Source organism: uncultured Aquabacterium sp. (assembly GCF_913773725.1).
Taxonomy (GTDB): domain Bacteria; phylum Pseudomonadota; class Gammaproteobacteria; order Burkholderiales; family Burkholderiaceae_C; genus Aquabacterium.
Genome location: NZ_CAJYGK010000006.1, coordinates 1 through 11,135 on the forward strand (window position 1 = coordinate 1; position 11,135 = coordinate 11,135).

The window sequence follows — 11,135 nt, forward strand, 5'->3', positions numbered from 1 at the left end:
CTGCACGCCGCGGGCGTCATGCAGATCCGAGTCAGCCAGCGCCCCATGCTGGAGGGCGGCCACGACCCCGGCGGCTTCGGCAGTTCGCCGTGCGACATTCAGATCCTGGTAGCCGGACCGGCCGGACGTGCTGATCGCGGCGCCGAGGATGGCTTCCCGGGCGACCGCCGGGCCGGGCAGCGCCCCTTCCAGCCAGACATGCACCGGAATCCGCGCTGCCGCCAGCACACGGTCCATGCGCTCGTGCCGCTGCCGAGTCCGATCGCTTTCGCGCGACAGGGGTGGGCGCACCTCGACCACGGCCACCACCTGTGACGCCATGTCGCACACGACCAGGTCGGCGCACTGCGATCCCACCCTGCGCAACCACTCGCTGTAGGAGTTGCGGGTCGGCACCTTGATGAAGCGCGCAAGCGGCAGTTGCGCCAGAACCATGTGGTCGGGCAAGGCCTTGCGCAGCACATGCCAGGCGTCACGCTGGCCACTGGTGAGCACCCGCGTGGCCACCGGCTCCCATCCTTGCAGGGTGTCGAGGTCCGCGTCGGCATCGGCCGGCTTGCGCGCACCGCGATGCGCTTTGGTGTGAACACGTCCGCTGCGACCGCCCGACGCGGCCAGGCGCGCTCGTCTCCACCACCACGCTGCGGCCAGCCCGCCTGGCGCCAGAACGCCAGCGGCCAGGGCTGGCCAGATCGAAGGCATGTCCATCATGGATGGGGATCTTCCTGTACAGGCATGTACCGGATGGCGGATCCGGACCGTTTCCGCATTTCGGCTGTCCAGGCCCCTGATGTAGGGTCGGTTAGCGCACCGCTACGGATGTCACACACGCTAACACGCGCCCTGCCGCCGACGGGCCGACTGCCGCGCGGCAAGGTCACAAGCTGTGTCAGCGACCGCCCATGCCGGGCAGGCCCTTCATGCCGCCCATGCGCTTCATCATCTTGAACAAGCCGCCGCCCTTCATCTTCTTCATCATGGTCTGCATCTGCTCGAACTGGTTCAGCAGACGGTTGACGTCCTGAATCTGGACGCCCGCCCCCTGGGCGATGCGGCGCTTGCGGCTGGCCTTGGTCTTGCCGTCCATCAGCAGCGCGGGTTGGCTGCGCTCCTTGGCCGTCATCGCGCTGATGATGCCCTCCATGCGGCGCACGTCGCGCTCGGCCTTGTCCATGTCGGCCTGCCCGGCCTTGGCCGCGATCTCGGTCGGCAGCTTGTCGATGAGCCCGGACAGCCCACCCATCTTCTTCATCTGGCTGATCTGCGAGAGGAAGTCGTTGAAGTCGAAGTCGGCCCCCGACTTGACCTTCTCGGCCAGCTTCTGGGCCGCCGCGACGTCGACGCCCTTCTGGACTTCTTCCACCAGGGCGACGATGTCGCCCATGCCCAGCACGCGGCCGGCGTGGCGGTCGGCGTCGAACACCTCCAGGCCATCGATCTTCTCGGACACGCCCGCGAACTTGATCGGCACGCCCGTGACCTGACGCACGGACAGGGCCGCACCACCGCGCGAGTCGCCGTCCAGCTTGGTCAGCACCACGCCCGTCAGGGGCAGCGCTTCCTTGAAGGCCTTGGCGGTGTTGACGGCGTCCTGGCCCTGCATGGCATCGACCACGAACAGGGTTTCGACCGGATTCAGGAGTGCATGCAGCTCCTTGATCTCGGCCATCAGCACCTCGTCGATGGCCAGGCGACCGGCGGTGTCGAACAGCAGCACGTCGAAGTAATGGCGCTTCGCGTGGTCAATGGCGGCCAGCGCGATGTCGCGGGGCTTCTGACTGGGGTCGGAGGGGAACCACTCTGCGCCGGCCTGCGCCGTGACGGTCTTGAGCTGCTCGATGGCGGCGGGGCGGTAGATGTCCGCCGACACCGTCAGCACCTTTTTCTTGCGCTTTTCGATCAGCAGCTTGGCGAGCTTGGCGGTGGTGGTGGTCTTGCCGGCGCCTTGCAGACCGGCCATCAGGATGATGGCCGGCGGCTGGGTGGCCAGGTTGATGTCCGAGATGCCCTCGCCCATCGTGGCCGCCAGCTCCTTCTGCACGATGCTGACCAGCACCTGCCCCGGCGTGAGGGAGGAGACGACCTCCTGCCCCATGGCCTTGTCCTTGACGCGGGCGATGAAGTCGCGCACCACCGGCAGGGCCACGTCGGCCTCGAGCAGCGCCATGCGCACCTCACGCAACATGTCCTGCACGTTGGATTCGGTGATGCGGGACTGGCCGCGCATGGTCTTGACCAGGCGACTCAGGCGTTCTGTGAGGTTGGATGCCATGAAAGAGCTGCGTGTGCTTTTAAACTCGACACATGATTTTATCGCCCACCCTTTCCACCGCCTGGCCCAGTGGTCTGGCAGTGCTGGCTTATCTGGCGGCCACGCTGTGGCCTCAACGTCCGGAGACAGCCCGTGCACATGCCGGCCGACCGGTCTGGCTGGCGCTCGGCCTGGGTTGGTTGGCCCAGGCTGTGGCCATCGTGCTGGACGCCCTGGTGCTGGGCGGCGCAGAATCCGGCGCCCGATTCGGATTCGCACCGGCCCTGTCCGTCACGGTGTGGCTGGTGCTCGCCGTCTACGCCATCGAAAGCCGGCGCATCGACCTCGTGGCCGTGCGCCGGACGCTGGCCGTGCTGAGCGCGACGGCTGTGGCCCTGGCCTGGCTGTTCCCCGGCCAGCCCCACCCGATCGGCGCCTCGCCCTGGGCCCCTCTGCACTGGCTGCTGGGCTTTGCATCCTATGGGCTGTTCGGCACCGCCCTGCTGCACGCCGGCCTGCTTCAGCACGCCGAACGCCAGATGCGGACGCGCCCCGTCAGCGGCCAGTTGCCCTCGCCTCGCCCGATCGGCCAGGCGCTGGGCATGCCCTTGCTGCGTCTCGAGTCCCTCACACTGCGCTTCGTGGCCGCCGGCTTCGTGATGCTCACGTTGACCCTGCTGCTGGGAGCGGCATTCGCCAACCCGTGGCGATGGGATCACAAGACGGTCTTCTCCGTTCTGTCGTGGCTGGTTTTTGCCACCCTGCTGATCGGTCGAGTCCGCTTCGGCTGGCGTGGCAGTCAGGCGATCCGCTGGTTGGTCGCCGGCTCCCTGCTGCTGCTGCTGGCCTATGTGGGCTCCCGCTTCGTGATGGAGGTGGTGCTTCACCGCGCCGCCTGATCGCCATGTTCAAGTACCTGCTGATCGGTCTGCTCGTCTGGCTGATCGTCATTCCTGCCCTGAAGCGTGCCCTGGGGCACAGGCCGACGGGACGCGGCGAGGGCCCGAAGGCCGCGCCACCGGCTCCGGCGTCCGGCACGGGTGCACAACCCATGATGGTGCGATGCGCCCATTGCGGCGTCCACCTGCCGGAGTCCGACGCTCAGCGCGATGCGGCGGGACGTCCGTATTGCTGCGTCGAGCACGCGCGCAGCGGCCCCGGGGCGGTCTGACCGTACGCGCATGCCGGATGACACACCGAGCCCCTCGGACAGCACGCTGACCTCGAGCCGCCTGCCCTTCGCCCGCGAGACCTCCTGGTTCGGCGACTTGGATGCAGAAGAGGGACGGCGGGTGCCACCTCGGGAAGGCACCCACAGCATGCCCGCAGAGGCCCGTGCCGTTCGGCCGACCTTCGAGCGCATCTACCAGGCTTTCCTGGTCGCCAGACTGGTTCTGGGCATGCTGGCCCTGCTTCTGCTGGCCACCCTCTGGAGCACGGGCGGCCGCATCCCCACCTGGGTGTCCGTGCTGGGGGCCGGCTATGCCACTCTGACCGTGGTCGCCTGGCTGTGGCCCGGCCACCATCGGCAGCGCGAACGACTGGGCACCCGACAGGCGCTGGGCACCGTCGGGGTAGACCTCACCTTGTTCGCCATCTTGCACCACATCACGGGCAGCGGGGTGAATGCGCAAGCCCTGCTGGTTTTGCCCGTGCTGATGGCCGCGGTGCTGCTGCCTCGCATCGTGGCCCTGGGTGTGGCGGCCGCCGCCACCTTGAACCTGCTGGCCGTGGCGTGGCTGCAGGGAGCCCGGGGCGACGACATGGCCGCGTTGATGACACAGGCCGGGCTCAATGGGCTGGGCCTGTTCCTGATCGCTGGCCTGGCCAGCGAACTGTCTGCCAGGCTGGCGCGCGAAGAGCGCAGCGCCCGGGGCAACATGGAGGCGGCGCGGCGCCAGGCCCAGCTCAACAAGCTCGTGATCGACGAGATGAGCGAAGGCGTGCTGGTGGTCGACCGCCGTGGCCGCGTTCGCACGGCCAACCCGTCCGCGCGGCGGCTGCTGTCCGCACGGGGCATGGCACCACAGCCACCTTTTCCCTTGTCCGGTGTGCCGGCCTGGCGCGCCCTGATCGGGGCGATCGAACAAGCCATGTCGAACTCCAGCCAGGCCGAGGTCGCCCAGGAGGTGACGCTGCATTTCGACGACCGGAGCGAGCGCGCCCTGCGCCTGCGCATGCGCTTCATTCGGGGACGCGGCGGGCGGACGCAGGAAGACGTCTGCGTGCTTTTTCTGGAGGACCTGCGCACGGTACGGGCGCGGCAGCGTCAGGACAAGCTGGCGGCCATGGGCCGGATGTCTGCGGGAATCGCACACGAAGTGCGCAACCCGCTGGCTGCGATCTCACAAGCCAACGCCCTGATGGCCGAAGACGCAGCCACCCCGACGCAGAAACGCCTGACGCAGATGGTGGCCGACAATGTGACCCGGCTGAAGCTCATCGTCGATGACATCCTGGCCGTGGCACCAGGTGTACGCCCTCCCGCACCTGCCATTGACCCGCTCGAGCACATCGTGGCCATCTGCAACGAGTGGCGCAGCACCGCAGGTCTGGTGCCGGGAGAGCACGGCATCCTGGACATCAACGTGCAGGCCACGCGCCAGGCCCCGACCTTCCCCCATCTCAAGGTTCGCTTCGAGCCCGAACACCTGCAACGGGTGCTGGTCAACCTGCTGGACAACGCGTTGCGGCATCAGTCTGGCGAGCCGGGGGCGATCCTCGTGCAGGTCGGTTGGGTGCCGGGCGCCCACAGTGCTCAGGGCCTGCTGCTTCTGTCGGTACTGAGCGACGGTGACCCGATCACGCCGGATACCGAACGCGCCCTGTTCGAGCCCTTCTTTTCCACGCGCAGCCGCGGTACCGGGCTCGGCCTGTATATTTGCCGCGAATTGTGCGAACGCCATGGCGCCACCATCGACTACCGCCAGCACCCGGTCAGTGTGCGACACCGCAACGAGTTCTATCTGACGCTGCCCATCGAGCCCCCAGCTCAGCCTGCCCGCCCCGCATGAGCACTGCATCCGCCCACCGCCTTCTGGTCGTCGACGACGAGCCGGACCTGCGCACCCTCTACGAGCTGACACTGCTGCGGGAAGGCTACGACGTCGAGACCGCTGACAGCGTGGGTCAGGCACTGCAGCACCTCGCCGATCAACGTTACAGCGCCGTGATCACCGACATGCGGCTGCCCGACGGCACGGGACTGGACCTGCTGCAGCACCTCGAACGCACCGGGCGACACGAGCGGGCCATTGTCATCACCGCCTACGGCTCGGCCGAGAACGCCGTCTCTGCCCTCAAGGCCGGAGCCTACGACTACCTGACCAAGCCGGTCGACCTCAAGCAATTCCGCAGTGTGGTGGCCGGCGTGGTGGGCCTGCATGGCGCCCCCGCAGCCTCACCTGCCACGCCCACTCACGCGGGTCGAGGCAACGGGCCGGGTAGTCCGGTCACCGCGGGAGACAGCCCGGCCCTGCACCGTCTGATCGGCTGCGACAACGGACTGCAGCAGGTACGCGTCCTGATCGACAAGGTCTCGCGCAGCATGGCGCCCGTGCTGATCACCGGAGAGTCGGGCACCGGCAAGGAACTCGTGGCACGCGCGATCCACGACACCAGCAACCGCGCGCGCGGCCCCTTCATTGCCGTGAACTGCGGCGCCATCCCGGAACACCTGCTCGAGGCCGAGTTCTTCGGCTATCGGAAGGGGGCATTCACAGGGGCGGCCGATGACCGCGAAGGCTTCTTTCAGGCCGCGGCGGGCGGCACCCTGTTCCTCGACGAGCTGGGGGATCTGCCGCTGCCCATGCAGTCCAAGCTGCTCCGAGCCATCCAGGAACGCGCCGTGCGGCCGGTGGGGGCCACCGCCGAAACGCCCGTGGACGTGCGGCTGCTGAGTGCGACCCACAAGGACCTGGCTGTCGAAGTCCAGGCCGGTCGCTTCCGGCAGGATCTGTTCTACCGGCTCAACGTCATCCAGATCCGGCTGCCCGCACTGCGTGAACGCCGCGAGGACCTGCCGGGCCTGTGCGCCGGCCTGCTGGAGCGCCTGGCCCGCGAGGCCGGCGTTGCCCCCGTTCCGCAGCTCGCCCCCTCAGCGCTGGCCGCATTGCAGGCTCACCCCTTCCCGGGCAACGTACGGGAACTTGAAAACCTGCTGCACCGTGCCATGGCCTTGGGGGGCAGCAGCACCATCGAGGCCGATGACCTCGGCCTGGCGCCCGACACCGTCGCAGCACCTGCCGCGCAGAGCAGCGATGAGCCCGCCCAACCCCCGGCCCCATCCCCGCAAGCCGCGCCTGAGTCCCGCCCCGCCACGGATGCCCCAACTCCGCTGCCCCACGACCTGGTGGCCCATCTCGATCAGGTCGAACGGGACATCCTGGTTCGCGCTCTGGAAAGACACCGGCTCAATCGCACGGCGGCCGGACAGAGCCTCGGCCTGTCGCTGCGCCAGATGCGCTACCGCATGGCGCGCCTCGGCGTGCAGGTGAGCGACCACGGCATCGTGCTGGGCGAACGTTTCGATCCCGAACATGACCCGGACTGACTGGCGCAACGGCTGGCTGGAGGGCATCGCCCACATTCCGTCGCCGAACTTCGGCCCGCGCCCCGAGGGCGCCCGCATCGACCTGGCCGTCATCCACTCGATCAGCCTCCCGCCGGGCGAGTACGGGGGCGATGAGATCGAGCGGCTGTTCACGAACACGCTGGAGTGGACTGCCCACCCCTATTTCGAGCAGATCCGAGGGCTGGAGGTCTCGGCCCACTTCGTGATCCGGCGCGACGGCCGGATCCAGCAATTCGTGTCGGTGCTCGATCGCGCCTGGCACGCAGGCCGTTCCAGTTGGTGCGGCCGCGACAACTGCAACGACTATGCGATCGGCATCGAGCTGGAAGGGCTGGAGGATCACCCCTTCGACCGCCCGCAGTACGACGCCCTCGTCGATCTGCTCGCCCGCATCGACGCCCAGTGGCCCCTGGCCGGGGTGACAGGGCATGAGCATGTGGCCCCAGGCCGCAAACGGGACCCCGGCAGCGCCTTCGACTGGGCCACCATGCGGGCCCGCATGGGGTGGGGTGAACGGGTGCGTTTCCCGACCCACGTGGCGGCCGGCTGACACCCTTTTTGACCCGGGAAAACGGCCAAAGTCAGGCGTGACAAGCGCTTGCGCGCGCCCGTGCAGGTGACGTCGAACATGGGGGCGCGGACACGCCCACCCGGTTTTCCCGGAAGGCCTTGGCGGGCTCGAAAAAAGCGGTATAGTCAGCCCCCGAAACACTACTGGTAGTGCCCAGAGCACCAAAAAACACCAGATCTAGTGTCCGCCCGCAGAAGGCGCCTCTAACCGAAAGCGTCAGATTTCGCAAGGCCGCGCACCCGTTGCCGACCTTGATCTCCGGAAGGGAAACACATGCAAACGTCCACGCCCAGCACCTTGTCGTCCACCTCATCTGCCTACATGGGCGGCGCCCCCGATGCGGCCGAGCCGCGTCAGTCGGCCTACGCCAACTACCAGATCATCCGACGCAATGGTGCGGTCGTGGCCTTCGAGCCCAGCAAGATCGCCGTGGCCATGATGAAGGCCTTCCTGGCCGTGCACGGCACCCAGGGCGCCGCGTCGGCCTCGGTGCGCGAAACCGTCGACAGCCTGACCGAAGCCGTGGTGCGCGGCCTGCTGCGCTCGCGTCCGAACGGCGGCACCTTCCACATCGAAGACATCCAGGACCAGGTCGAGCTGGCCCTGATGCGCGGTGGCCACCACGAGATCGCCCGTGCCTACGTGCTGTACCGCGAGCGCCGTTCGCAGGAGCGCGCCAAGCAGGCCGCCGAGCAACAGGCCGCCGCCCTGCCCACGCTGCACGTCATCGACCGCGGCCAACGCGTGCCGCTCGACCTGCCCCGCCTGCAGGCCCTGATCGAATCCTCGTGCGAAGGCCTGGGCGCCGACGTCCAGCCCGGCCCGATCCTGGCCGAAACCCAGCGCAACCTGTACGACGGCGTCTCGATGGACGAGGTCTACAAGGCCGCCATCCTGGCCGCCCGCACCCGCATCGAGCACGACCCGGCCTACACCCGCGCCACGGCCCGCCTGCTGATGCACACCATCCGCCGCGAAATCCTGGGCGAAGAGGTGACGCACGCCGAGATGGCCGAGCGCTATGCCGACTACTTCCCCACCTTCATCAAGAAGGGCATCGAAGCCGAGCTGCTGGACGAGAAGCTGGCCCAGTTCGACCTGGCCCGCCTGGGCGCCGCGCTCAAACACGAGCGTGACCTGAACTTCGACTACCTCGGCCTGCAGACGCTGTACGACCGCTACTTCCTGCACGTGCAGGGCGCCCGCATCGAAATGCCCCAGGCTTTCTTCATGCGTGTCGCCATGGGCCTGGCGCTGAACGAAATCGACCGCGAAGCCCGCGCCATCGAGTTCTATGAACTGCTGTCGTCGTTCGACTTCATGTCGTCCACGCCGACCCTGTTCAACTCCGGCACCCGCCGCTCGCAGCTGTCGTCGTGCTACCTGACGACGGTGCCCGACGACCTCGACGGCATCTACGAAGCCATCAAGGAGAACGCCCTGCTGTCGAAGTTCGCCGGCGGCCTGGGCAACGACTGGACCCCGGTGCGCGCCCTGGGCTCGCACATCAAGGGCACCAACGGCAAGTCCCAAGGCGTGGTCCCCTTCCTGAAGGTGGTCAACGACACGGCCGTGGCCGTGAACCAGGGCGGCAAGCGCAAGGGCGCTGTCTGCGCCTACCTCGAGTCGTGGCACCTGGACATCGAAGAGTTCCTGGAACTGCGCAAGAACACCGGCGACGACCGCCGCCGTACGCACGACATGAACACGGCGAACTGGATTCCTGACCTGTTCATGCGCCGCGTGATGGAAGGCGGCGACTGGACGCTGTTCTCGCCCTCGACCTGCATCGACCTGCACGACAAATTCGGCATCGAGTTCGAACAGGCCTACACCGCCTATGAAGCCAAGGCCGACCGCGGCGAGATCAAGCCCTTCAAGCGCATCAAGGCCGTCGACCTGTGGCGCAAGATGCTCTCGATGCTGTTCGAGACCGGCCACCCCTGGATCACGTTCAAGGATCCCTGCAACATCCGCTCGCCGCAACAGCACGTCGGCGTGGTGCACTCGTCCAACCTGTGCACCGAGATCACGCTGAACACCAACGGCGGCGAGATCGCCGTGTGCAACCTGGGCTCCGTGAACCTGTCGCAGCACATCAAGGACGGCGGCATCGACCACGACAAGCTCAAGAAGACCGTGCGCACCGCCATGCGCATGCTCGACAACGTCATCGACATCAACTACTACGCCGTCAAGAAGGCCCGTGATTCGAACCTGCGCCACCGCCCGGTCGGCATGGGCATCATGGCGTTCCAGGATGCGCTGTACCAGCTGCGCACCCCGTACGCCAGCCAGGAGGCGATCGAATTTGCCGACCGCTCGATGGAAGCCGTCTGCTACTACGCCTACTGGGCTTCGACCGAGCTGGCCGAAGAACGCGGCCGCTACAGCAGCTACCGCGGCTCGCTGTGGGATCGCGGCATCCTGCCGATCGATTCGCTGAAGCTGCTGGCCGAACAGCGTGGCGGCTACGTCGAAGTCGACACGTCGACCACGATGGACTGGGACGCCCTGCGTGCCCGCATCGCCCAGTACGGCATGCGCAACTCCAACTGCGTGGCCATCGCCCCGACGGCCACCATCTCCAACATCGTCGGCGTGGACGCCTCGATCGAGCCCTGCTTCGGCAACCTGTCGGTCAAGTCCAACCTGTCGGGCGAGTTCACCGTGGTCAACGAGTACCTGGTGCGCGACCTGAAGAAGCTCGGCCTGTGGGACGACGTGATGGTGATGGACCTCAAGCATTTCGACGGCTCGCTGCGCCGCATCGACCGTGTGCCCGAGGAGCTCAAGAACCTGTACGCCACGGCGTTCGAGGTCGAACCGGTGTGGCTGGTGGAAGCCGCCTCGCGTCGCCAGAAGTGGATCGACCAGGCCCAGTCGCTGAACATCTACATGGCCGGCGCCTCCGGCAAGAAGCTGGACGAGACCTACAAGCTGGCCTGGCTGCGCGGCCTGAAGACCACCTACTACCTCCGCACCGTGGGTGCCACGCACGCCGAGAAGTCGACCGTGACCCGCAGCCAGCTCAACGCCGTGTCGAGCAACGTGGGCGGTGGCTTCCAGGCTGCTGCGCCGCAAGCCGCGGTGTCGCCCGAGCCCGTTCTGGCCGCCGAACCGGCGACCGACATCAAGTTCTGCTCGATCGACAACCCTGACTGCGAGGCCTGCCAGTAAGGCCCCGCCGCGGCGAGCGCGGTGATGAGCAAGGCCTCGGACGCGATACCGCGATCGAGGCCTTGTCTGTCTCCGATGTGCATCGACGCTCGCCTCCGGCTGCTGCCTCACGGTGCCGATACTGGCTCACACAATGAGCCCCGTGGCCTTTGATCGCCGCTTGACCTGATCCCGTCAGGGTTTTCGATGCACCGCCTTTCAATGCCTTCTTGATCTGACACCCTTGTTTTCGATGCTCGGCAGCAACAAGCTTGAGCGCCCGATGTCAAGAAGTGCTTGGTGTTTTTCACAACACCCTTCCATAATCCGACTCCATAGGATGTTCACCATGCTGGTCTGGGAAGACGACTCCTCCAACGCCTCTTCGAACCCTGCTGGTTCTGTGCCCCAATCGCTGCCCGCCTCTGCGCCCAGCGCCGCACGGAACACCGCACCGTCGGCGGTTGGCGCAGCCCCTGTGCACACCCCCGCCAACTCCGTTCAGGCCACCTCGACGCGCCGCGTGAACGTGGCCGACAAGCGCATCATCAACGGTCAGACCGACGTCAACCAGCTGGTGC

Annotated in this window: 8 protein-coding genes and 1 pseudogene; 7 read left to right on the forward strand and 2 right to left on the reverse strand. The window is 67.2% G+C overall.

Features of this window, described 5'->3' with window-relative positions; translation table 11 throughout:
• Together QZ709_RS00285 and ffh are read right to left on the reverse strand one after the other, a co-directional pair.
• A partial coding sequence (locus QZ709_RS00285; protein ID WP_294635429.1) for a DUF2726 domain-containing protein occupies nt 1–711 on the reverse strand: 711 nt, incomplete at its 3' end.
• A gap of 178 nt (nt 712–889) precedes the next feature.
• The gene (gene ffh / locus QZ709_RS00290; protein WP_294635430.1) at nt 890–2,272 is read right to left on the reverse strand and encodes a signal recognition particle protein; all 1,383 of its coding nucleotides are present in this window, start codon (nt 2,270–2,272) and stop codon (nt 890–892) included.
• Nucleotides 2,273–2,304: 32 nt separating this feature from the next.
• Between ffh and ccsA the strand changes: the two genes are divergently transcribed.
• The 7 genes and pseudogenes from ccsA to QZ709_RS00325 all read left to right on the forward strand — a co-directional run.
• Entirely contained in the window at nt 2,305–3,150 is an 846-nt protein-coding gene (gene ccsA, locus QZ709_RS00295; RefSeq protein ID WP_294635431.1) for a cytochrome c biogenesis protein CcsA, read from the forward strand.
• A gap of 5 nt (nt 3,151–3,155) precedes the next feature.
• Complete coding sequence (locus QZ709_RS00300; protein ID WP_294635432.1) at nt 3,156–3,422, forward strand: PP0621 family protein; 267 nt, start codon at nt 3,156–3,158, stop codon at nt 3,420–3,422.
• A 10-nt stretch (nt 3,423–3,432) separates the two neighbouring features.
• On the forward strand, nt 3,433–5,265 hold the full coding sequence (locus QZ709_RS00305; protein WP_294635433.1) for an ATP-binding protein: 1,833 nt from the start codon (nt 3,433–3,435) through the stop codon (nt 5,263–5,265).
• The gene (locus QZ709_RS00310) at nt 5,262–6,803 is read left to right on the forward strand and encodes a sigma-54 dependent transcriptional regulator (protein ID WP_294635434.1); all 1,542 of its coding nucleotides are present in this window, start codon (nt 5,262–5,264) and stop codon (nt 6,801–6,803) included. Before QZ709_RS00305 ends, QZ709_RS00310 begins: the two co-directional genes overlap by 4 nt.
• Nucleotides 6,790–7,374, forward strand: coding sequence for a 1,6-anhydro-N-acetylmuramyl-L-alanine amidase AmpD (gene ampD / locus QZ709_RS00315; protein ID WP_294635435.1), 585 nt, complete (start codon nt 6,790–6,792; stop codon nt 7,372–7,374). Before QZ709_RS00310 ends, ampD begins: the two co-directional genes overlap by 14 nt.
• Nucleotides 7,375–7,716: 342 nt before the next feature.
• Nucleotides 7,717–10,575, forward strand: coding sequence for a ribonucleoside-diphosphate reductase subunit alpha (locus QZ709_RS00320; protein ID WP_294635436.1), 2,859 nt, complete (start codon nt 7,717–7,719; stop codon nt 10,573–10,575).
• Between the two features lie 328 nt (nt 10,576–10,903).
• A pseudogene (locus tag QZ709_RS00325) lies at nt 10,904–11,135 on the forward strand (ribonucleotide-diphosphate reductase subunit beta); the annotation flags it as partial.

Excerpts from the sequence above, each read along its gene's own strand:
- ccsA (WP_294635431.1), top strand. The coding sequence starts at position 2,305 with ATGATTTTATCGCCCACCCTTTCCACCGCCTGGCCCAGTGGTCTGGCA.
- ffh (WP_294635430.1), bottom strand. The coding sequence starts at position 2,272 with ATGGCATCCAACCTCACAGAACGCCTGAGTCGCCTGGTCAAGACCATG.
- QZ709_RS00305 (WP_294635433.1), top strand. The coding sequence starts at position 3,433 with ATGCCGGATGACACACCGAGCCCCTCGGACAGCACGCTGACCTCGAGC.
- QZ709_RS00300 (WP_294635432.1), top strand. The coding sequence starts at position 3,156 with ATGTTCAAGTACCTGCTGATCGGTCTGCTCGTCTGGCTGATCGTCATT.
- QZ709_RS00320 (WP_294635436.1), top strand. The coding sequence starts at position 7,717 with ATGGGCGGCGCCCCCGATGCGGCCGAGCCGCGTCAGTCGGCCTACGCC.
- ampD (WP_294635435.1), top strand. The coding sequence starts at position 6,790 with ATGACCCGGACTGACTGGCGCAACGGCTGGCTGGAGGGCATCGCCCAC.
- QZ709_RS00310 (WP_294635434.1), top strand. The coding sequence starts at position 5,262 with ATGAGCACTGCATCCGCCCACCGCCTTCTGGTCGTCGACGACGAGCCG.